Source organism: Streptomyces caniscabiei (genome assembly GCF_014930365.1).
Lineage (GTDB): Bacteria > Actinomycetota > Actinomycetes > Streptomycetales > Streptomycetaceae > Streptomyces > Streptomyces caniscabiei.
In genome coordinates, this window is record NZ_JABXWI010000001.1 from 238065 (window position 1) to 258870 (window position 20806).

The 20806-nt window shown below is 71.8% G+C and carries 22 protein-coding genes; 4 read left to right on the forward strand and 18 right to left on the reverse strand.

Annotation, left to right across the window (positions count from 1 at the left end):
* The first annotated feature begins 196 nt into the window (after positions 1-196).
* Complete coding sequence (locus tag HW837_RS01340) at positions 197-460, forward strand: hypothetical protein (RefSeq protein WP_237269804.1); 264 nt, start codon at positions 197-199, stop codon at positions 458-460.
* On the opposite strand, the gene HW837_RS01345 is transcribed toward HW837_RS01340, so the two are convergent.
* The 18 genes from HW837_RS01345 to HW837_RS01430 form a co-directional block, all read right to left on the reverse strand.
* Positions 443-1660 (reverse strand): cytochrome P450, encoded by a 1218-nt coding sequence (locus HW837_RS01345; protein WP_093792761.1) that lies wholly within the window; start codon positions 1658-1660, stop codon positions 443-445. The two genes, HW837_RS01340 and HW837_RS01345, sit on opposite strands and share 18 nt — an antisense overlap.
* Before the next feature lie 61 nt (positions 1661-1721).
* Entirely contained in the window at positions 1722-2387 is a 666-nt protein-coding gene (locus HW837_RS01350) for a response regulator (RefSeq protein WP_045558159.1), read from the reverse strand.
* Positions 2384-3733 carry a sensor histidine kinase gene (locus HW837_RS01355; RefSeq protein WP_086784698.1) on the reverse strand — a complete coding sequence of 450 codons (1350 nt, stop codon included), beginning with the start codon at positions 3731-3733 and terminating at the stop codon, positions 2384-2386. Before HW837_RS01355 ends, HW837_RS01350 begins: the two co-directional genes overlap by 4 nt.
* A 120-nt stretch (positions 3734-3853) precedes the next feature.
* Positions 3854-4762, reverse strand: a complete 909-nt coding sequence (locus HW837_RS01360) for an alpha/beta hydrolase (protein WP_045558160.1) — start codon at positions 4760-4762, stop codon at positions 3854-3856.
* Positions 4763-5026: 264 nt separating this feature from the next.
* The gene (kynU, locus tag HW837_RS01365) at positions 5027-6274 is read right to left on the reverse strand and encodes a kynureninase (protein WP_093792763.1); all 1248 of its coding nucleotides are present in this window, start codon (positions 6272-6274) and stop codon (positions 5027-5029) included.
* Positions 6267-7112, reverse strand: coding sequence for a tryptophan 2,3-dioxygenase family protein (locus tag HW837_RS01370; protein ID WP_045558162.1), 846 nt, complete (start codon positions 7110-7112; stop codon positions 6267-6269). Before HW837_RS01370 ends, kynU begins: the two co-directional genes overlap by 8 nt.
* A gap of 154 nt (positions 7113-7266) precedes the next feature.
* Positions 7267-7680, reverse strand: a complete 414-nt coding sequence (locus HW837_RS01375) for a DUF3151 domain-containing protein (protein ID WP_045558163.1) — start codon at positions 7678-7680, stop codon at positions 7267-7269.
* 54 nt (positions 7681-7734) lie between these two features.
* Positions 7735-9231, reverse strand: coding sequence for an MFS transporter (locus tag HW837_RS01380; protein WP_193379506.1), 1497 nt, complete (start codon positions 9229-9231; stop codon positions 7735-7737).
* 92 nt (positions 9232-9323) lie between these two features.
* Complete coding sequence (gene fbaA, locus HW837_RS01385; protein ID WP_193379505.1) at positions 9324-10346, reverse strand: class II fructose-bisphosphate aldolase; 1023 nt, start codon at positions 10344-10346, stop codon at positions 9324-9326.
* A 188-nt stretch (positions 10347-10534) separates the two neighbouring features.
* Positions 10535-11089: an orotate phosphoribosyltransferase gene (pyrE, locus tag HW837_RS01390; RefSeq protein WP_045558166.1), complete on the reverse strand. Its 555-nt coding sequence runs from the start codon at positions 11087-11089 to the stop codon at positions 10535-10537.
* A 48-nt stretch (positions 11090-11137) separates the two neighbouring features.
* Entirely contained in the window at positions 11138-11932 is a 795-nt protein-coding gene (locus HW837_RS01395; RefSeq protein WP_093792765.1) for an aldose epimerase family protein, read from the reverse strand.
* A 494-nt stretch (positions 11933-12426) separates the two neighbouring features.
* Positions 12427-13386, reverse strand: coding sequence for an SRPBCC family protein (locus HW837_RS01400; protein ID WP_193379504.1), 960 nt, complete (start codon positions 13384-13386; stop codon positions 12427-12429).
* Positions 13387-13520: 134 nt separating this feature from the next.
* Positions 13521-15173 (reverse strand): polyamine aminopropyltransferase, encoded by a 1653-nt coding sequence (locus HW837_RS01405; RefSeq protein ID WP_193379503.1) that lies wholly within the window; start codon positions 15171-15173, stop codon positions 13521-13523.
* A 612-nt stretch (positions 15174-15785) separates the two neighbouring features.
* Complete coding sequence (locus tag HW837_RS01410) at positions 15786-15944, reverse strand: hypothetical protein (RefSeq protein WP_159062547.1); 159 nt, start codon at positions 15942-15944, stop codon at positions 15786-15788.
* Positions 15941-16765 carry an HAD family hydrolase gene (locus tag HW837_RS01415; RefSeq protein ID WP_177262164.1) on the reverse strand — a complete coding sequence of 275 codons (825 nt, stop codon included), beginning with the start codon at positions 16763-16765 and terminating at the stop codon, positions 15941-15943. The genes HW837_RS01410 and HW837_RS01415 overlap by 4 nt, the downstream gene beginning before the upstream one ends.
* Positions 16762-17229: a hypothetical protein gene (locus HW837_RS01420; protein ID WP_045558171.1), complete on the reverse strand. Its 468-nt coding sequence runs from the start codon at positions 17227-17229 to the stop codon at positions 16762-16764. The genes HW837_RS01415 and HW837_RS01420 overlap by 4 nt, the downstream gene beginning before the upstream one ends.
* A 132-nt stretch (positions 17230-17361) precedes the next feature.
* On the reverse strand, positions 17362-18042 hold the full coding sequence (locus HW837_RS01425) for an SDR family NAD(P)-dependent oxidoreductase (RefSeq protein WP_234442552.1): 681 nt from the start codon (positions 18040-18042) through the stop codon (positions 17362-17364).
* A 68-nt stretch (positions 18043-18110) separates the two neighbouring features.
* The gene (locus HW837_RS01430) at positions 18111-18809 is read right to left on the reverse strand and encodes a phosphoribosylaminoimidazolesuccinocarboxamide synthase (RefSeq protein ID WP_193379502.1); all 699 of its coding nucleotides are present in this window, start codon (positions 18807-18809) and stop codon (positions 18111-18113) included.
* A 186-nt stretch (positions 18810-18995) separates the two neighbouring features.
* Between HW837_RS01430 and HW837_RS01435 the strand changes: the two genes are divergently transcribed.
* From HW837_RS01435 to HW837_RS01445, 3 genes are all read left to right on the forward strand, one after another.
* Entirely contained in the window at positions 18996-19397 is a 402-nt protein-coding gene (locus HW837_RS01435; RefSeq protein ID WP_143110804.1) for a cupin domain-containing protein, read from the forward strand.
* A 90-nt stretch (positions 19398-19487) separates the two neighbouring features.
* A complete protein-coding gene (gene folE / locus HW837_RS01440; RefSeq protein WP_045558173.1) occupies positions 19488-20027 on the forward strand; it encodes a GTP cyclohydrolase I in 540 nt (179 codons plus the stop codon).
* Between the two features lie 107 nt (positions 20028-20134).
* Positions 20135-20752 carry an NUDIX hydrolase gene (locus HW837_RS01445; RefSeq protein WP_193379501.1) on the forward strand — a complete coding sequence of 206 codons (618 nt, stop codon included), beginning with the start codon at positions 20135-20137 and terminating at the stop codon, positions 20750-20752.
* Positions 20753-20806: the final 54 nt, after the last annotated feature.

Sequence of the window (20806 nt, forward strand, 5' to 3'; positions counted from 1 at the left end):
GGTCGGCACCGGCGCTGTCGGCGACGGGACCGGGGTGCCGTTGTCGTGGCGCGTGTCGTCGGTCGGGAGAACCGTGGTGGAGCGGGGCGCGTCTTGCGGGGCACGGGTCGGCCGGAGCAGTCCGGAGCCGGGGCCGGGTCGGGTGAGGGGGCCGGAGTTGGAAGGCCAGAGTGTTGCCGGGTGTGGTGGGTGTGCGGTGTCGGCGGTGGGCGCGGTGGCCGCCACCCTCGCCTGGAGTACCTCGAACCGGACTCGGCGGCATCTGCGGGGCGGCTTCGAGGGCGAGGACATGGACTACACGGTCCTCGCCACCGAACTCCCCTTCGTCGCCCTGGCCGGCGCCGCCCTCCCCGCCGCCGTCTGCCTGCTGATCGCCCTCCTGGTGGCCCGACGACGGAGGTCGGGGGCCGGTGCCGGGCCGGAGTCCGGCACCGGGGCGCCCTCAGATCTCGACGGCTAGGGCGTCCAGGCCCCGGATCACGAAGTTCGGCTTGCGGGTCGGCTCGGTGGCGAGGGTGAGGGTCGGGGCCTGCTCCAGGAGGGCCGTCATCGAGGCCGCCAGTTCGATACGGGCGAGCGGCGCGCCGATGCAGTAGTGGATACCCGCGCTGAACGAGATGTGCGGGTTCTCCCGGCGGGTGAGGTCCAGCTTCTCCGGTTCGGCGAACACGGCCGGGTCGTGGTTGGCCGAGCCGAACAGCATCGCGATCTCCGCGCCCCGGGGGACCGTCGTCCCGTCGATCTCGATGTCGTCCAGCACCCAGCGCTCGAAGAGCTGCAACGGGGTGTCGTAGCGCATCAGCTCCTCCACCGCCGTCGGCACCAGCGAGCGGTCCGCGCGCAGGGCCGCCAGCTGCTCCGGGTTCCGGAACAGCGCCCACCAGCCGTTCACCGTGGCGTTCACCGTCGCCTCGTGGCCCGCGTTCAGCAGCAGCACACAGGTCGAGATCATCTCCTGCTCGGTGAGCCGGTCGCCCTCGTCGTAAGCGGCGATCAGGCCCGAGATCAGGTCCTCGCCCGGCTCCGCCCTGCGGTGCGCGATCAGCTCCCGCAGATACTCCGAGAACTCCACCGACGCCCGTACCGCCCGCTTCGCCGTCTCCTCCGACGGGCTCAGCTCGTACATCCCGCAGATGTCCGCCGACCAGGGCCGCAGCTGCGCCCGGTCCGACTCGGGGATGCCCAGCATCTCGGCGATCACCGCCACCGGCAGCGGCTCGGCGACATCCGCCAGCAGATCACCCCCGCCGGCCTCCACCAGTCCGGCCACCAGCTCGCCGGCCAGCTCCCGTACATACGGCTTCAGCTGCTCCACCGTGCGCGGGGTGAACGCCTTCGAGACCAGCCGCCGGATCCGGGTGTGGTCCGGGGGCTCCAGGTCGAGCATCCCGTGGTCGTTGAGGGTATGGAACGGCTCGTGCTCCGCCGGCGGGGCGGTGCGTCCGAAGTCCTCGTGGGTGAACCGGTGCTGGTACGTCCGCCCGAGCCGCCGGTCCCGCAGCAGCGCCGAGATGTCCGCGTGGTGCGGGACGAGCCACTGGTTCGTGGGCTCGAAGTACCGCACCCTGCCGAGGGCCCGCAGCTCCGCGTACGCCGGGTACGGGTCGGCCAGGAAGGCGGGGTCCCACGGGTCGAAGACGAGGTCAAGAGCAGCTGCCATGGAGCGACGCTAGCCCGGTTCCCCCGTTCTGACCAGGGGTGTCCTGCCGGCCAGGGGCCGCTCAACCCGGCGTGACCAGCCGCGCCTCGTACGCGAACACCGCCGCCTGCGTCCGGTCGCGCAGGCCCAGTTTGACCAGGACCCGGCTCACATGGGTCTTGATCGTGGACTCGGCGACCACCAGGCGCTCCGCGATCTCCGCGTTCGACAGGCCCTGGGCGATCAGGACCAGGACCTCGGTCTCGCGGTCGGTGAGTTCGCCGTACGCCAGCTGGGTGGCCGCGGAGGGGCGGGGGGCCTGGGCCAGCTTGGAGAACTCCGTGATCAGCCGCTTGGTGACGGACGGCGCGAGCAGGGCCTCACCGGCGGCCACCACCCTTACCCCGTCGGCCAGTTGGCGGGCCGAGGCGTCCTTGAGGAGGAAGCCGGAGGCGCCCGCGCGCAGTGCCTGGTACACGTACTCGTCCAGGTCGAACGTGGTCAGCACCAGCACCCTCGCCCCGCCGTCCGACGCGACGATCTCCCGGGTGGCCTCGATGCCGTTCAGTTCGGGCATCCGGATGTCCATCAGGACGACGTCCGGCGACAGCTCCCGGACCCGGTCGACGGCGTCCCGGCCGTTCACCGCCTCGCCGACCACCTCGATGTCCGGCATCGCGTTGAGCAGCACGGAGAAGCCCTCGCGGACCATCATCTGGTCGTCGGCGATCAGCACGCGGATCGTCATGCGTCGGCCTCGCTCACGCCGGCCACCGGCAGGAACACCGTCACCTCGTAGCCTCCGTCCTCCGTCTCGCCCGTCGTCATCTCGCCGTTCAGCATGGTGACGCGCTCCCGCATGCCGGTGAGGCCGTGGCCCGTGCCGTGGGTGGACTTCACCAGGGTCACCTCGGGGGACGGGCCGTTGACCACGCGCAGGCCCAGGCCGCCCAGGACATAGCCGATCTCCACGCGGGCCGTCGCGCCCGGCGCGTGCCGCAGGGTGTTGCTGAGGGCCTCCTGCACGATGCGGTACGCCGACAGCTCCACGCCCTGCGGAAGCTCACGGACCGCTCCGGTGACCACCTTGTCGACCGTGAGACCGGCCTCCCGCACATTGGCGAGCAGGTGGTCGAGGTCGGCGAGGGTGGGCTGGGGGGCGTCCGGGGCCTCGTAGTCCTCGGCGCGGACCACCCCGAGGACGCGGCGCAGCTCGGTGAGCGCGGCCACCGCGTTCTCCCGGATGGTGGCGAAGGCCTGCTCCAGCTCCGGCGGCGGGTTCTCCACGCGGTAGGGCGCGGCCTCGGCCTGGATGGCGACCACCGACATGTGGTGGGCCACCACGTCGTGCAGCTCACGGGCGATCGTGGTGCGCTCCTCCAGCAGGGTGCGCCGGGAGCGCTCGTGCTCGGTCACCGTCTGCTGGGCGGTGACCTCCCGCTGGGCCGTGCGGCGGATGGTCAGGGCGGACGCTGCCAGCATGGACATGGCGGAGACGAAGAGCAGGGGAACCGTGTTGTTCACCGCGTAGTGGCCCCCGCCGAGGGTGGTCTCCATGAACGCCCCGTACGCCGCGGTCAGGATCCACATCCAGGCGGCTATGCGCGGCCGGGTGCGCAGGGCCACGACGGTCATCACCACGAGGTGGGCCGCGAAACTGCCGGCCGTCCACGGCCAGTCGTCCCACTGACCGCTGCCCACCGCGGTCAGGGGCGCCGCGATCATGGAGGCCCAGAAGGCCGCCACGGGTCTGATCATGGTCAGCAGGATCGGCAGCACGGCGAGGACGGCGGCCACCATCGCGCCGAGCCCGCCTCCGTCGTTCCCGGAGGCGGCGATGGCCATCGAGAACAGGCCGGCCACCACCACGGCCGCGTGCGGGGCCCAGGCCACGTATGCACGCAGGCGGCCGGAGAACCGGCTGGTGAACGGGCCGTCCATCTTCATCGGGGGCATCGGCAGGTAGGCGAACGCGTCGTGGAACAGGTCCTGTCGCAGCCTGCGCCACGCGTCCATCGCCACCCGGAACTCCGGGCTGCTCTGCCTGCCCCCGCCGCGCGAGGGCATCGTCTGCGTCTGGGTCGTCTCGGTCACGTGGAAACGGTAGGCGGAGGGCGGGTGCGCCGTCGTCACCAGTGAGGAGGGTCTGTCCGGGTCCGTCTCAGGTACTACGGGTACGGGCACGGGGCCCCGCCGGACCCGTCGGATCGGCTTTCACCAGGCCAGCTGGGTGATCTCCTCCACCACGACCGCGCAGGCGTCCGCCGCCGGGTCGATGAGGGGGAAGTGGCCCACGTCCTCCAGCAGGGTCAGGCCCACGACCTCGCCCGCCTTGGCCGCGGCGTCGGCGTACGCCTCGGCGACGGCCTGGGGGACGACGATGTCGGAGCGGCCCTGTACGAGGGTGGTGGCGATGCCCGTCGGGAGGAGGAGGGCGGGATCGGCGCTGGGGCGGCGGTCCGTGAACTTGTCCTGGCCGCCGAGGAGTTGGACGGCCGCACCGCCGCAGACGTCGAGCTTCTCGGCCATCGCGAAGTCGGCGATGGGGGCGAGGGCGACGACGCCGCGCAGGGGGGCGGGGCGGTCGGTGCGCCACGGGGTGCCGGGCGGCAGTACGTGGCGGCCGGCGGCCCACAGGGCGAGGTGACCGCCCGCGGAGTGGCCGGTGAGGACCGTGCGGCGGGGGTCGGCCTGGGGCAGGACCGCGCGCACGAGGTCCGGGAGGGCGTCGAGGGCGGCGGCGATGTCGTCGAACGTCTCCGGCCAGCGGCCCGCGACCGGGCCGGGGGTGCCGGTGGGCCCGGTCTGGGCGGGGAGCGAACTGCCCCTGCGGTACTCGACGTTGGCCACCGCGAAGCCGTGGCGGGCGAGGAAGTCCGCGAAGGGGGTGATGTGCAGGCGGTCGTACGGGGCCCGCCACGCGCCGCCGTGCAGGACCACGACGAGGGGGGCGGTGGCCGTGGACGCGCCGTCGGGGTCCGTGGGCGTGCGGGGGGCGTAGAAGTCGATCACCTGGTCGGGGTGGTCGCCGTAGGGGGCGGTGGCGTCCGGGGTGACCTGGGGGTGCGAGAAGGCTGATGCCTCTTCGGCGGCATCGCGGGCTGCGGCGTCGTCGTCCGGCATGCGGCAACCTCTCGGGTGAAACGGATTTGGAAGGGTTTGGGCGGGCAGGTGCCGGGGAAAGGGCGCCTGCTCCGTTGGCGGGGACGGTATCAGGCCGATGACGTGCGCGGACACGGGGATGTGACGGGGGGTCAGGGGGGCGGTCGGGACCGGGGTCGGGCGGGGTGGGGACTGTGGCCCGGGGCGGGGGTGGGTTTCGCTCACCGGCGCTCGCCGGGTTGGTACGGGTACGGGCAGGGGGCTGCGCCAGCCCCCTGCCCCGGCCTACCCCGCCCCCTCCAGCGTCTCCGCCAGCACCCGTGCCGCTCGCTCCACGTCCGTGAAGCTGACGTAGAGCGGGGTGAAGCCGAAGCGGAGGACGTCGGGGTGGCGGAAGTCGCCTATGACGCCCTGGGAGATGAGGCGCTTCATGATGTCGCCGGCGTCGTCGCAGCGGAGGGCGACCTGGCTGCCGCGTTCCGCGTGGGCGGCCGGCGTGAGGGACTCGACGCGGCCCTCGGGGACGTACGCCGCCACGCAGCGCAGGAAGAAGTCCGTCAGGGCGAGGGACTTCGCGCGGACCGACTCGATCATCACCGCGGCCTCACCGGCCGGGCCCGCCTCGCCCCCGCCGCCCCAGCCGTACCAGACGTCGAGCGCCGCCTCCAGGGCCAGCATCGACAGGATGTCCGGCGTGCCGACCCGCCCCCGTACCGCGCCCGGCGCGGGCTCGTAGGCCGGGCGCATGGCGAAGGGGGCGGCATGGGAGGTCCAGCCGGGGAGCGGCGAGTCGAAGCGGGGCTGGAGGTCCCGGCGGACGTACAGGTACGCCGGGGAGCCGGGGCCGCCGTTGAGGTACTTGTAGGTGCAGCCGACCGCCAGGTCGACCCCGTGCGCGTCGAGGCCGACGGGCAGCGCGCCCGCGCTGTGGCAGAGGTCCCAGACGGCGTAGGCACCGGCCTCGTGGACCGCCGCCGTCAGACCGGGGAGGTCGTGCAGCCGGCCCGTGCGGTAGTCGACGTGGTTGAGCAGGACCGCGGCCGTACGGTCGCTCAGGGCGGCCGGGACCTCCGCCGGGGTCACCGGGCGGAGCGTACGGCCGGTCATGCGGGCCGCGGACTCGGCCAGGTAGCCGTCCGTGGGGAACGTCGTCGCGTCGACCAGGATCTCGTCGCGTCGCCCCGAGCCGTCCTCCTCGGCCATCCGCACCGCCGCCACGACCGCCTTGAAGACATTGACGCTCGTGGAGTCGCCGACCACGATCTGGCCGGGCGCCGCGCCCACCAGCGGGGCGATACGGTCGCCGATCCGCTCGGGCGCGGTCCACCAGCCGCTCTCGTCCCAGGACCGGATACGCAGCTCGCCCCACTCGCGGTACACGACGTCCGCGACCCGGCCGGGGACCGCCACCGGCAGCGCGCCGAGCGAGTTGCCGTCGAGGTACACCGCCTCGTCGAGGACGAAGCGGGTGCGCAGGCACGCCAGTTGGTCGGCCGCGTCCAACTCCCTTGCTTCACTGATGAGTTCAGACATGGGAGCGCGCCGTCCACAGCTCGGGGAAGACGTTCTTCCGGGCGCGCTTCTCCAGCCAGGCCACACCGGCGGAGCCACCCGTGCCGGCCTTGGAACCCATCGCGCGGCGCGTGGCGACGAGGTGGTCGTTGCGCCAACGCCACACCAGTTCGGCGACATCGGTCAACGCCTCGCCGAGGCGGGCGAGTTCGTGGTCCGGGTCGCCGGAGTACAGCGCGGTCCACACCTCCTCGACCTCGGGGGACGGCTCGTAGCGTTGGGAGACGTCACGGCGTACGACGGACTCGGGGATCGCGTGGCCGCGCCGGGCGAGCAGCCGCAGCACCTCGTCGTAGAGGCTCGGCTCGTGCAGCGCCTTCTCCAGCTCGGCGTGGACGCGCGGGGCGCCCCGGTGCGGGACGAGCATGGAGGCGGACTTCTCGCCGAGCAGGAACTCCATCCGCCGGTACATCGCCGACTGGAAGCCGGAGCCCTCGCCGAGGGCGGCGCGGTAGGAGTTGAACTGCGCGGGGGTCAGCTGGGCGAGCGGGCGCCAGGAGGCGTTCAGCGCCTCCAGCTCGCGTACGGAACGCTTCAGCGCGTCCTTGGCCCGTGCCACGTCGTCGTCCCGGAGCGCGGCGGTCGCGGTCTCCCACTCGTGGACGATGACGGTGAACCACAACTCCATGACCTGGGTCGTCACCAGGAAGACCATCTCACCGGGGTCGTCGGAGAGGGGGTGCTGGAGGTGGGTGAGGACGTCCGCCTGGACGTAGTCCTCGTACGGCGTCGTGCCCTGGAAGTCGAGATGCGGGGTCTCGGGCTCCGAAGCCTCATGGGGCTGAGCCTGAAGGGACATCGCTGTCTCCTGTTGTGTACTCCGGGTAGCGGTCCGCCCCTGCCGAATTCCGACACGGGGGCCCCGGTCCCCACCGGCATGGTCGGCGATACCACCCCCGCACCGCAAGGTCCGCCTGGTCACACCAGGCGGACCTGCACGAACGACCCTGCCGTCAGCCGAGCGTCTGCGCCGCCGTCGGGGAGGAGTCCTTCAGGAACTGGGAGCAGCGCTCGTACTCCTCCTGCTCGCCGATGTCCCCGGCGGCACGGGCCAGGGCGTGCAGGGCGCGCAGGAAGCCGCGGTTCGGCTCGTGCTCCCAGGGGACGGGGCCGTGGCCCTTCCAGCCGTTGCGGCGCAGGGCGTCCAGGCCGCGGTGGTAGCCCGTACGGGCGTAGGCGTACGACTCCACGACACTGCCCCGCTCGTAGGCCCCGTCGGCGAGCTGGGCCCAGGCGAGGGAGGAGGTGGGGTACTTGGCGGCGACGTCGGCCGGGGGCGTGCCGTTCGCGAGCAGCTCGCGGGGCTCCGGGTCGTCGGGGAGGTGCGTCGGGGGCGGGCCCCCGAGGAGGTTCTCGTGAATCGTCATGGGTTCCAGTCTGGCTCATCAGGGGGTGGGGAGTGGCACGGGCCGGGGGGTGGTTCAGTCACCCGGTCCGAGGCCGCCCGGTCCCTTGTCGCCCGCCCCTCTCTCCCCCGCCTCCAGCGGCGGCGACACCACCCCGCAGTGGGTCCGGCACTCGGGATGGCGGCAGTCCGGCTGCGGGCGGCGGACCGTGGTGAACGACAGCACCGCGCCCACCACCAGCGTCGCGGCGCAGACGATCATCGCCGTGCCGAACGCGTCGTCGAACTGGGTCGCCGACCGGTACGCCTCCGGGCCCATCCCCGCGATCAGCGGCAACGCGGCCACGGCGACCAGACCGGCCGCGCGGGCCGCCGCGTTGTTGATGCCGCTCGCCAGGCCCGCGTGCTCGGTGTCCACGGAGGCCAGGACCGTCGCGGTCAGGGGCGCGACCAGGGTGACCATGCCGAGGCCGAGCACGACCAGCGCGGGCAGCACGTCGACGACGTACGACGCGTCCGGGCCCACCCGCAGGGCCAGCAGCATGCCCGCCGCGCACAGCAGCGGGCCGACGGTGAGAGGGATCCGGGGACCGATCCGCTCGCTGAGCGCGCCCGCGCGGGAGGAGAGCAGGAGCATCAGGACCGTGATGGGCAGCAGGGCCGTGCCCGCCTCCAGAGCCGAGTAGCCCGAGACGACCTGGAGCTGGAGCGCGGCGAGGAAGAAGAAGCCGCCGAAGGCCGCGTACACGCACAGGGTGACCAGGTTGACCGTGGTGAACTGGCGGGAGGCGAAGATCGTCGGCGGCATCATCGGATCGGGGCGGTGGCGTTCGACGTACACGAAGGCCACGCCCGCCGCGACCCCGGCGGCGGCCGAGACGGTCACCGCGAGGGAGCCCTCCCCCGCCTCGATCAGGGCGTACGTCACCAACGCCAGCGACGAGGCGCCGAGGACCGCGCCCAGCACGTCGAAGCGGTTCTCGTGGGCCCGGCCGTCGCCCGACTCCGGGACGTGCCGGGTGGCCACGGGCACACAGACGAGCGCCAGCGGGACGTTCAGCAGGAAGACCCAGCGCCAGCCGGGGCCGTCCACCAGCCAGCCGCCCAGGAACGGGCCGACGGCCGCGCCGATGCCGCCGAAGCCGGACCACAGGCCGACGGCCCGCGCGCGGTCGTCGGGGTGGAACGAGGCCTGGATGAGGGCCAGCGAGCCCGGGGTGAGCAGCGCCCCGCCCACGCCCTGAAGCGCGCGGGCCGCGATCAGGACGCCGACGTTCGGGGCGAGACCGCACAGCAGGGACGCCACGGCGAACCACACCACGCCGATCACGAACACCTTGCGCCGGCCGAAGCGGTCGCCGAGCGCGCCGCCCAGCAGGATCAGACCGGCGAGGGTGAGCATGTACGCGTTGACGGTCCACTGGAGGGCCGCGAGATCGGCGTCCAGGTCCTCGCCCATCCGGGGCAGGGCGACGTTGACGACGGTGGAGTCCAGCAGCGCCATGCTGGAGCCGAGGATCGTGGTGAACAGGATCCACTTGCCCTGGGGCGAGGCGAGCCGGATGTCGGGCATGGGTCAGGTATACAGCGGCCCTCGCACACACGGCGAGCCCGGCGCCGTGATGGCACCGGGCTCGTCGTATGCAAAATACGTGTGGGCTGGGCTTACTTGATCTTCTGGCTCGCCGAGCGCAGGTTCTGCGTGGCCTCGACGACACGCGCGGCCATGCTCGCCTCGGCCAGCTTGCCCCAGGTGCGGGGGTCGTAGGTCTTCTTGTCGCCGACCTCGCCGTCGACCTTCAGGACGCCGTCGTAGTTCTTGAACATGTGGGCCGCCACCGGACGCGTGAAGGCGTACTGGGTGTCGGTGTCGATGTTCATCTTGACGACGCCGTTCTCCAGGGCCGTGCGGATCTCCTCCTCCGTCGAGCCGGAGCCGCCGTGGAAGACGAAGTCGAACGGGGACTCCTTGCCGAAGCGGGAGGCCACGCCCTCGTTCAGCTCCTTGAGGAGGTCGGGGCGGAGCACGACGTTGCCCGGCTTGTAGACGCCGTGGACGTTGCCGAAGGACGCGGCGAGCAGGTAGCGGCCCTTCTCACCGAGGCCGAGCGCCTCGACGGTGCGGATCGCGTCGTCGACCGTGGTGTAGAGGGAGTCGTTGATCTCGTGGGAGACCCCGTCCTCCTCGCCACCGGTCGGGGTGATCTCGACCTCCAGGATGATCTTCGCGGCGGCGGCGCGGGCGAGGAGCTCCTGGGCGATGGAGAGGTTGTCGGCGAGGGTCTCCGCCGAGCCGTCCCACATGTGGGACTGGAACAGCGGGTTGCGGCCGGCCTTGACCCGCTCCTCCGACACGGCCAGCAGCGGACGTACGTAGCCGTCGAGCTTGTCCTTCGGGCAGTGGTCGGTGTGCAGGGCGACCGTGACGGGGTACTTCTCGGCCACGATGTGCGCGAACTCGGCGAGGGCGACGGAACCCGTCACCATGTCCTTGCTGTACTGACCGCCCAGGAACTCGGCTCCGCCGGTCGAGATCTGGACGATGCCGTCGCTCTCCGCCTCCGCGAAGCCCCGCAGCGCGGCGTGCAGCGTCTGGGTCGAGGTCACGTTGATGGCCGGGTAGGCGAACTTGCCTGCCTTCGCCCGGTCGAGCATCTCGTTGTAGACCTCGGGGGTTGCGATGGGCATGGTCCGCTCCTTGTATGTGCGGGTGGCGTTGTGCTTACGGTCCCTGACCTAGGGTTGCGACGTCATCGTCGGCCCCATCCTTCCAGACGGGACCCGATGCTCCGGCCAGGGTGTCCGGAACTGGTCGGTAACCGCTGACCTTGGTGTTCTCGACCGTGCCGACAGTCGTACGAACGTCGGCCGGGACCTCAGTCGAGGCCCAACTCGTCCTTCGAGAACGCGAACCGGTACGGGACGCCGGCGCCCGCCTCGATCTTCTCGGCGGCACCGGTGGCGCGGTCGACGATGGTGGCGACGGCGACGACCTCGGCGCCCGCCTCGCGGACGGCCTCGACGGCGGTGAGCGGGGAGCCGCCGGTGGTGGAGGTGTCCTCGACGACGAGGACCCGACGGCCGCTGATGTCCGGCCCCTCCACCCGGCGCTGCATCCCGTGCGCCTTGGCCGCCTTGCGCACGACGAACGCGTCCAGCCTGCGGCCGCGCGCGGCGGCCGCGTGCAGCATCGCGCCGGCGACCGGGTCGGCGCCCATGGTGAGACCGCCGACCGCGTCGAAGTCGAGGTCGGCGGTCAGGTCGAGGAGCACCTGTCCGACCAGCGGGGCGGCCTCGCCGTCGAGGGTGACGCGGCGCAGGTCGATGTAGTAGTCCGCCTCCAGACCCGACGACAGGGTCACCTTGCCGTGCACCACGGCCTTGTCCTTGATCTGCCGCAGCAGAGATCCACGTACGTCCACGTCAGTCATGGCAGTCAGCTTAAGGGGGCCCTTATGTCCGCTTACCGGCGTGTCCGCTTACAGGCGACGCCAGGTCCAGGTGGTGGTCGCCTCCAGCGGGTCGATGGGGGTGACCAGCCGGGGGTGGGTGTTGAGGCCGTTGGGCGGCCCGGTCTGCGGCTCCACGCACACGGCCTCGGCCTGCTCGTCGTAGACGACGACCCACTCCTCCCGCGAGGTCACCTTCAGCTCCAGCCGGTCCGGCCAGGTGAGGGTGACGTCGACGCCGTCGGGCATGCCGAAGCAGTCGTCCCAGGGGCCGGGGCGGGGGTCGACACGGTTGCCGGTGGGCAGGTGGTCCGCGCCGCGCTCCTCCTGCCAGGCGGGCCGGAAGTCGATCCTTACGTCCTCGCCGCCGTCCCCGAGGGTCCGGTTGAACCAGGGGTGCCAGCCGACCTGCGCCGGGAAGGAGGAGTCGTACGTCTCCACGGACATGGCGAGGGTGAGGGTGTCCGGGGTGAGGGTGAACATCTGGGTGACGCGGCCGGGGTAGGGCCAGGGGTCGACCAGGTCGTACGTGAGGACGGCCTCGCCGGCGTCGTGGCGTGCGACGCGCCAGGCGCCCTCGCGGGTGGTGCCGTGGATGGCGTGGGGCGGGGCGTTGAGGGGCATCTGCCGCACGTTGCCACCGCTGAGGAAGCGTCCCTCCCGGATCCGTCCGCACCACGGCACCATCGGGAAGCAGCCGAACCGCTCGCCCTGCCGCAGCAGTTCGACCCCACCGACCCGCAGCCCCGCCACCCGGCCACCGTTCCCCGGCACCAACACGACCTCCGCGTCACCCGCGGCCAACGTGATCTCTTCACTACTCACCCCTCGACCCTACTGGTCGACGGGACGGGGGAGTTAGGGGATGGGGGTGGGTCGGGGGAGCCCGTAGGGGCCGGGGGGGTGGGGGTGCGCTGGTGGAGTGGGGGCCGGATCGGGAGGGGCCGGATCGGGGGCGCGGTGCCGGGTGTGGCTGCCTGCGGGGGGCGTCGGGTCAGCGGCGCACACGCAGGGCTCAGCTCACGGCGAGGGCCGAAGCCGACGGCGGAGCTACCTGCGGAGCACGGCGCTCACGGCGGCCCTCCCCGGCGCCGGGACCTGGGGCGGCGGGGCCAGCGGCGAGGCGTGGAAGTCGGCATGGCCGTCGGTCCGGCCGCTCAGCGGCGCACCCACACGGCTCAGCTCACGGCGAGGGCCGAAGCCTCGGCGGAGCTACCTGCGGAGCACGGCGCTCGCGGCGGCCCTCCCCGGCGCCGGGACCTAGGCAGCGGTGGCGACAGCGAGCGCGTGGTGCTCGGCGTGGCCGCCGGCCCAGGCGTTCAGCGGCGTTTGCGCAAGGCCCGGCTCACGATGATGGCCGAGGCCACGGCCAGGGCCGCCGCCGGGGCCGCCCAGCGGAGCGTCGCGCTCGCGGAGACCGTTTCGGGGGCCGGGACCGGGGCGTACCGGCCGCGTGGTGGGGCGTGGTCGACCTCCTCCGCGCTGCGGCCGATCATCGTCCGGCGTGCGTGCGCGGCCTCGGCCGGTGGTTCGTCCCCGGCGACGAAGCCGCCCTCCCCGAAGGGGTCCAGTGCCGACGGCGGGACGTCGGCCTCGAAGACGGAGGCGGACGACTCGTCCTCGGCGGCAGCCGGGGGTTCCTCGTCGGCGGCGGTCCGGGACTCGCCCTCGTCGGAGACCTGGGGTTCCGCCTCGGCAGCGGCCTGGGGCTCCTCCTCGGCCGAAGGCGAGGGGTTCTCCGCCTCGGCCGAAGGCGACGGGGCCTCCTCGGTCGAAGCCGGGGGCTCGTTCTCCGGGGCGGCGGCCGGGGGCCTGTCCCGCTCGTTGCGCTCGGTGGTGCCTTCGTGCGGCTCGGGTTCCGGGCGGGCCGCCAGGTTCTCCGCGAACCTCTCCAGCAGGCGGGTGGCCGCCGAGGTCACCGGGTCGGGTGGGAGGTCGGTGATGCGGCCGGTGGCGGTGGCGCTCGCGGAGCAGGTCAGGGTGGTGCCCTCGGCGGTCGGGACCAGACGGAGGGTGAGCGTGAGTTTCACCGTGCCGGAGCCCCGGACCTCGGCCGCGTCCCCCTCCACGACGTAGGAGCCGTCGTCCTGGGGGCTCACGCGCAGGGTGCCGCGATAGGTGATGGTGTGCCCCGCGACCCGTACCTTCAGGCGCCCCGCGACCGGCGGCGTGCCCGCGTCCTGCTGGAGCCCGGGGACCGCTCGGGCCACCCGCTCGGGGTCGGACAGCGCCTCCCGGAGGCGGCCGACGGGAACCGGAACGAACACCTCATGCTCCATGGCAGTCGAGCCTACCCACGAGGCCCCGCACCGCACCCGTACATACGCGTTATTGCTCGTGTTCCGCCCACGCGGCCCCACACACCCCCACACGCCCCACCCCATCACCTACGTGACACGCACCCGGCCACCGCTCAGCCCGTGTACCTCGGGTGCACCAGCGTCGACGGGGGCAGGTCCCGCACCCCGTCGGCGGCGGCGAGCCGGGTGATCCCGGTGCCGAGGGCGAGGCGTGGGCGCCGGCCGTCGTCGAGGCGGGTCGCCAGGACGAAGCCCCAGTCGTGGGGCGTGCGGGAGGTGTGGGCCGTGCGGTCGGGGCCGGTGACGAAACCGGGGTCGGCGGCGGTGACGCCGTAGGGCGTGGTGCGCAGCCCGGCGGCGCGGACGGTCGCGTCGACCGTCCAGAACACCTGCTGGCGGGAGGCCACCGGCCCGGCGTGCACCACCATGCGCCCGTCGGCCGCCAGGACCTCGCGGGCCAGCCCGTAGAACTCCTGCGAGTACAGCTTCGTGCTCGCGGTGATCCCGGGATCGGGGAGGTCCGAGACGACGACGTCGTACCGCTCGGTCGGCCGGGCGCCGCGCAGCCAGCCGAAGGAGTCCTCCGTGTGGACGTGGACCCGGTCGTCGGCGTAGGCGTGCCGGTTGAGCGCGGAGAGCGCCGGGTCGGTGCGGGCCAGGCGCACCACGCCCGGATCGATCTCGACGATGTCCACGTGGCGTACGCCGTCGTGGCGGAGCACTTCGCGGGCGGCGAGGCCGTCACCCCCGCCGAGGACGAGGACGCGGGCGTGCGGTCCGGCGGCCATGGCGGGGTGGACGAGCGCCCGGTGGTAGCGCCGCTCGTCGGTGCCGCTGATCCGGAGCCGGCCGTCGAGGTAGAGGGAGAGCGGGCGGCCGTCCCGGCCGCCGGTGAGGACGACCTCCTGCCGGCCGGTCTGCAACGCGACCCGTACGTCCTTGCCGTACACCGCGCGCCGGGCGGCGCGCTCGAAGTCGTCGACGTGCACGGCGGCGGTGGCGAGGAGACCGAGGACGGCGAGGTTGGTGACGAGCAGGAGCCAGCGGGCGCGGCGGCTGAGGTCGCGGTGGAACAGGCCGAGCACGAGCGCGCCGCCGACCAGGGCGTTGACCGTGCCGGTGAGCAGGGCGCCGGTCAGCTGGCCGAGCCAGGGCAGCAGGAGGAAGGGGAAGGCGAGGCCGCCGACGAGCGCGCCCACGTAGTCGGCCGCGAAGAGGTCGGCGACCGCGCCGCCCGCGTCCTGGCGGCGGATGCGCTGGATCAGCTCCATCAGCAGCGGGACCTCGGCGCCGATGAGCAGGCCGATGGCCAGGGAGAAGGCGACGAGGAGATACCGGGAACCGCCGGCCCACATGCCGCCCCAGTCGCCGGTCCAGGCGAACGCCGCGTACAGCGCGAGGGCGCTGCATCCGCCGACCAGGGCGAGGGCGGCCTCGATGGCGCCGAAACCTAGGGCCGCGCGGGGACGGAGACGCTTGGCGGCAAGGGAGCCGATGCCCATGGCGAAGACCATGACCGAGAGGACCACGGAGGCCTGGGTGACGGAGTCGCCGATCAAGTACGAGGCGAGGGCGACGAGTTCGAGTTCGTACACGAGTCCGCAGGCGGCACAGACGAACACGCCGGCGAGGACGAGGAACCGGCCGATGCCCGGGCGGACCGGGAGCCACGCGTGGGCGCCGGGGCCGCCATGGCCGCTGGGACCGCCGGGGCCTCGCCAGGGGGGAGGGGCGCCGGGGGGTGCGGGGGCGTGCGGCTCGATCACTCCTGGCACGCTACCGTCACGGTCACGCTGCGTTGTGTCACCCACACGGGTGGTCTGCGGCGCTTGGCCGGGTGCGTAATCGCCTCAGCGATCCTCGACGACCCCGAAAAGCAGTCATCGGTCCGGCGGATGTACGACTCCGGCCGCCGCAACCTGCCCCACTGATCACCACCCGGCAACAGCAACGCACCGCCCGAGGAAGGAGAGAGCCGTGTCCGAGCAGACGTCACCCGAGGTGATGGAGGCCCTGCGGCAGGCGGCCTTGCAGCAGGAGGAAGCCTCGCGACAGCTGGCCGGGCAAATAGCGCGGCTGGCCGAGGAGGGCAAGTAGCCACCCCGAGCTGACAGTCCCGCCGTGGCGAACCCCCGGCCATGCGCCCGGGGCGCCACGGAACGGCTTCAGCGCGCACAAGACGCCCACCCTGGCCGACCATTACCGGCGCTCCTTGCAACCGACGCTGCCACGGCCTCGCATGGAGCGTCTGGAGCCCGGCGAGAGCTGGCAGGCGCGAGCCTTGCCATCACGTCACTGCCAGCTCGGTGAATCGCACCCCCGGGCTCCCACAGAACGGAGCGTGACGATCTTCCGTCACTCCGCTCTTGCCGTCCTGGTCACCAGGCGACGGCGGCCTCGGTCGCCATCAGATCCGTCTCCGTCGTCATTGCGTCAGCCCAGACCGCGTAGTCGCCCGCCCCGGCCTCCCCACGGCGGGCCGCCACCGCGCCGGATCCGTGCCCCTCGCGGCGATCCCCTCCTCCCCGCCGCCTCACGTGGCCTCCTCCTTCTGTGCCGACAGGACCATCGACAGCAGGTCGGCCACCCCCTCCTCCTCGTTGCTGGGGAGGATCAGGTCGGCGCACTGACGTACGGACGGGTGAGCGTTGGCGACTGCGGCGGCGAGGCCGGCCGCGCGCAGCATCGGCAGGTCGTTGGGCATGTCGCCGACTGCGGCGACGGCGGTAACCCGTATCGCGTGGTGGTCGGCCAGCCAGCGCAGGGCAGCCCCCTTGTCCACGCCGGTCGGCGCTATTTCCAGGAAGTACGGCGTGGAGCAGGTCGCGAGGACGCCGTCGCCAGGGCGGACCAGCGGACGCGCGAGCGACGGCCCCGGCCGGTCGGGGTGCACGGCAAGAATCTTGACCACTCCGTCGCCCCGGATCAGCACCTCGGCGGCGTCCGGGACACACACGTGCTGCCAGCAGTCCGGGACCAGTTCCTCGAACCCGCGTTCCAGGAACAGTCCGCGCAGGGTGTCCACGCCAAGCACCACCCCGGGCAGCCGGGCGCGCATCCGGGCGAGGACCGTGCGGGCCCGGTGACGGGAGAAGCCACGGCACCGCAGCGGCTTCCCGGTCGCGACCTCCGCCACGACGGCTCCGTTGCTGCACACCACCAGGCCGTCCATGCTGATATCGCGGCAGACGGAAAGCGCGTCGCGCAGCGGACGGCCGGTCACACATACCACCGGCACGTTGCCACGCGCCGCTCTGGTGAGCGCGTCGTGGGTCAACGGTCCGACGGCGCCACTCTCGTTGAGCAGGGTGCCGTCGAGATCAGTGCAGACCAGACGGATTCGGTCCGGCGCGTTCACAGCGTGGCCCGCCTGGCTGAGGTGGGGGTACCGGCGACCGGCGCCCGCACCTTGAGGCGCACCAGCCGGTCCTGGTACAGCCACATCTCGACCCAGCCCTCGCGGACGAGGCGTTGGCGCGCGGGCGCCGCGATCAGCATGATCCACACCCAGTTGCTGTCGGTGTCGAGGAGCCAGGGGATCGTGCCCAGCGGTGCGGCGGACGCGCCTTCCTTGTCGCGCCGGGCCAGCGGGATCACACCCACCAGCACCGAGGGGACATCGAAGACGTCCAGGGCCACCGGGCGTCCGCTGGTGTCCAGGGAGATCCACAGGCGGGAGAAGAAGCGGATCTGTACTCCGTCTCCTGCCGAGAACGGCGCGTCGGGCATGTCACCGACGGCGGAGACCAGCCCGACTCCCAGGTCCCAACTCACGTCGACGGTGCCGGCGACCGCGTTCAACTGATTCGTCTGCTCGGTCATGCCTCTCCTTCGCCACGCCGAAGTGTGCGGAACGTCCCACGACTGACGGCAGGGCCGTGCGCCTCGTACGCGGCGCGATGCGGCGCGGCTTCGTAAGGTGTGCCGTGCCGCGTGATGGGGTGACCTGCGCTGTCATACGGCCTGGAGTCGGTCCAGACCCGACACCGCCTGGTGGGCGGGGAGGCGGGCGGGCCGGAGTTCGAGCTCGCCGACGACGGTGTCGTCCGGCGCCTCCAGTGTCCAGCGCACGGCCTGTGCCACCGACGAGGTGGCCATCTTCGTCGGGGAGTCGTCACCGGGCAGATTGGCGATGGCACCAGGACTGAGCAGGGTGGTGCGGACGCCGTGCACCCGTTCCTCCAGCAGCAGCACCTCGGCGAGCGCCTTCAGCGATGCCTTCGTCATGCAGTAGGCGGCCCCGCCCTCGAAGAAGCGGCTGCCCGCGTGGCTGCCCATCAGGACGATCCGGCCCCCGCCGCGGCGCAGGTGTGGCAGAGCCGACTGCACCAGTGCCAGCACCGAGGTCAGATTGACGTCGACCGCTTCCCGCCAGTCGTCGAGGGGGAGCGCGGCGACGTCCCCGAAGGCGCGTACGACTCCGCCGGTCACCACCGCGTCCAGGCCGCCGGCGGCCGTGGCGACCCGGTCGACGGCTGGGCCGACCTGCTCGGGGTATCGGAGGTCGCAGGCGACTTCGTGCAGCCAGGGCAGTCGCACGGGTGTCCGAGAAAGGGCATGAACCCGCCAGCCGGCGGCATGCAACCCCTCGGCCACCGCCCGGCCGGTGCCGCGGGTGGCCCCGGTCAACAGCACGACGGGAGGGTCAGTGCGAGGAGGCCGGGGAGGTTCACTCGTCGCGCAGGTGTCGTCCGCGGCCGCGCTCATCCCCGCATCCTGCGCACCAGGTCCGTCCAAGCCCGCACAAGTGTGGCTTCGTCAGCGCCCTGCCGGAACAGGTCCTTGTCCAGCGGATTGCCGACCTCGTCGCGCAGCCGCATGCAGTCCGGCGACACCTCGGAATTGACGACGGGCTCACCGCCCTCGCCGACCCCCACGACCAGACAGAAGTCCCATAGGTCCAGCGGCGCCAACCAGGTCCGCAGTGCGTCGTTGCACTGGAGCGCGCAGTCGCGGAAGGACGTGACGTCCACGCCCGCCGCGCGGAGGTAGTCCTCGCCGATCGGCTGGTCCTCGGGATCGATCCGGTAGTCGAACTTCACCACCGGGGGGCGGAACCGGTGGCCCTCGGGGAAGAGCCCCGGGTACTTGCGCACGGTGGACCCGGTGGCGAGGTTCTTCACGATGACCTCGAACGGCGGCGCCTGCACGTAGTCCGCCCTGTAGGAGATGGCGTCGAGTCGTTTCCTGAAGACCGTGCGTACGCCCTTGCCGGCGAGGCGCTCGGCCGCCGCCTCGTAGAAGTCGAGGCGGAGTGCCGCGGTCTGTGGCATCAGGGCGTCCCGGTCGTACGTGAAGCTGCGCAGGCTCGGTATGAGTTCGATATCGCAGGTACCGTCGCCGTTCATCCAGAGTTTCTTGCTCCTACCCTCTAAATCAGGCTTCCGGGTGTGCCTCGTCATCTTCACGTCTCCCTCTTCCAGGATCGGTCGACTTCGGAGTGCTCGGTCGAATCTACCCTCATCGGAAACGCCGCATACCGCAGTCTCCGCGTAAATATACATAGACTGTACAGGGTTTATACATCAGTGGGGCAACATGTCGGAGGCACATCGGAATGCTGCCTTCCCCAAGGAGGAAAAATCGGAATGGCCCACGGCCAGAGCACGCAGCACGGCAACACGGAAATACCTGATGAGCTACGCGGTAAAACGCCCGGCCGGCATTACGGAACGGCGGGAACGAAACTTCTGTTCGAGGACGAGAGCACCCGGGTGTGGCTACTGGAACTACAGCCGGGTGAAGCCAGCGAATGGCACGAACATCCCTGGGACTACGTGTTCGTCGTCGATCACCCCGGTCAGGTGCGACTGGAGTACGAGGACGGCGACATAGAGGACCAGGACGACTTCATCGGCGACGTGGTGCACCGCCGGCGTGGAAAGCCGCACCGGCTGGTGAACCGGGGTGACCATTTCTACCGGAACGTGGTCATCGAATTCCTCGGCCAGGCTCCGCCGGAGAAGTGGCCGCCCGCCGACGCGAAGTGAGCACCGCCGACTGACACGTGCACTCCATGAACCGCCGGAACCGGCCGGAGAAACCGACAGCCGCGTCGATCCCCCAGCAGGAGGCCCAGCATGACCACCAGCATCGCCCAGTGGCTCGAAGAGAACGTGACGACCGACAAGCGAGCCCTGGACTGGTACCAGGAGGAGGAGTGCGAGCCCCGCATCGTCCGCGCCTACCGTGAGCTGCTCAGCGGTTACGACATCGACACATCGAAGATCCTCAAGACCACCGTCGAAGTCGACGGCGAGCACGCCGGCGTGGTCCGGGTGCACGACATCAACTACTTCTCCATCTGCGCCCACCATTTCCTGCCGTTCTTCGGGAAGATCGCCATCTCGTACGTCCCCGGCGACCGAATTCTCGGCCTCGGTAAGTTCCCGAGGCTGGTGCAGGCATACAGCAAGCGATTCCAGATCCAGGAACACCTGGTGAAGGACATCGCCGAGGAGATCATGAGTTCCGGGGGGGCTCGCGCCGCGAGGGTCGTCTCCAACGGACGGCACATGTGCATGTGCAGCCGCGGGCCGTCCGACCAGACCGTGATCACCGACACCTCTTACGTCACCGGTCAGAAGGAACTGTTCACCCGCTACGGACTGGACGTCTGACGACCTGTCCCCGCCACGGACACCGCGCGGCAGACAAGCCATGGGGCTGTCTGCCGCGCGGCCGGGTGCGGCGTCCGTCCCTGCTGGAGACTGCGCGAGGAGAGGCGATGCGGCTCGACTTCCTGCCACCGACGGCACTGACCGACGGGGCCGTGCACCATTACTGCCTCCGGTGCCACGAGGACGCGGTGAAGTGGCGCACCGAGGACGGTCGGCGGCACTGTGTGTGCGGTGCCTGCGGAGCGGTGCAGGACCGAGCGCTGGTGCTCGACCCGGCGATCACCTGGTGGACGGACGAGGACGGCGAGTACTGGCATGAGACGGCGGGCGTCTTCGTGCGGGACGCGTGCGGACGCTTCCTCTTCTTCGATCGGACGGCGTTCCCTTTCGGCCTGACAATCCCGGCCGGGCACGTGGAACGGGGCGAGGCGCCGCACCTGGCTGCGGCGCGTGAGCTGGAGGAGGAGACCGGACTGGCCGCGCACGGGCTGCAGTTCCTCGGCCGGACCCCGATTCCGGGCGATGGGTGCCGGCGGGGCGCCGACGCCCACCTGTGGCAGGTCTACCACGGTGAGGCGGGGGACGGCGGCGGGGCCGCGGTGCGCCTCGGCCCGGAGGGCGTCACCGCCGTCTGGCTCGCACCGGAGGAAGCTCTGAAACGCCCGCTCACCCTCGCTGTGCGTACGGTTCTCAGCACGCATATGCAGGAACTCGCCACCTTCTGAGCTGGGTCGACGAGCGTTGACCCGGTGACCAGACACTTCCGCGGCCGATGCGGC

Excerpts from the sequence above, each read along its gene's own strand:
- HW837_RS01345 (WP_093792761.1), bottom strand. The coding sequence starts at position 1,660 with ATGGCAGCTGCTCTTGACCTCGTCTTCGACCCGTGGGACCCCGCCTTC.
- HW837_RS01350 (WP_045558159.1), bottom strand. The coding sequence starts at position 2,387 with ATGACGATCCGCGTGCTGATCGCCGACGACCAGATGATGGTCCGCGAG.
- HW837_RS01360 (WP_045558160.1), bottom strand. The coding sequence starts at position 4,762 with ATGCCGGACGACGACGCCGCAGCCCGCGATGCCGCCGAAGAGGCATCA.
- kynU (WP_093792763.1), bottom strand. The coding sequence starts at position 6,274 with ATGTCTGAACTCATCAGTGAAGCAAGGGAGTTGGACGCGGCCGACCAA.
- HW837_RS01370 (WP_045558162.1), bottom strand. The coding sequence starts at position 7,112 with ATGTCCCTTCAGGCTCAGCCCCATGAGGCTTCGGAGCCCGAGACCCCG.
- HW837_RS01375 (WP_045558163.1), bottom strand. The coding sequence starts at position 7,680 with ATGACGATTCACGAGAACCTCCTCGGGGGCCCGCCCCCGACGCACCTC.
- HW837_RS01380 (WP_193379506.1), bottom strand. The coding sequence starts at position 9,231 with ATGCCCGACATCCGGCTCGCCTCGCCCCAGGGCAAGTGGATCCTGTTC.
- fbaA (WP_193379505.1), bottom strand. The coding sequence starts at position 10,346 with ATGCCCATCGCAACCCCCGAGGTCTACAACGAGATGCTCGACCGGGCG.
- pyrE (WP_045558166.1), bottom strand. The coding sequence starts at position 11,089 with ATGACTGACGTGGACGTACGTGGATCTCTGCTGCGGCAGATCAAGGAC.
- HW837_RS01400 (WP_193379504.1), bottom strand. The coding sequence starts at position 13,386 with ATGGAGCATGAGGTGTTCGTTCCGGTTCCCGTCGGCCGCCTCCGGGAG.
- HW837_RS01420 (WP_045558171.1), bottom strand. The coding sequence starts at position 17,229 with ATGACCGAGCAGACGAATCAGTTGAACGCGGTCGCCGGCACCGTCGAC.
- HW837_RS01430 (WP_193379502.1), bottom strand. The coding sequence starts at position 18,809 with ATGACGAGGCACACCCGGAAGCCTGATTTAGAGGGTAGGAGCAAGAAA.
- HW837_RS01435 (WP_143110804.1), top strand. The coding sequence starts at position 18,996 with ATGGCCCACGGCCAGAGCACGCAGCACGGCAACACGGAAATACCTGAT.
- folE (WP_045558173.1), top strand. The coding sequence starts at position 19,488 with ATGACCACCAGCATCGCCCAGTGGCTCGAAGAGAACGTGACGACCGAC.
- HW837_RS01445 (WP_193379501.1), top strand. The coding sequence starts at position 20,135 with ATGCGGCTCGACTTCCTGCCACCGACGGCACTGACCGACGGGGCCGTG.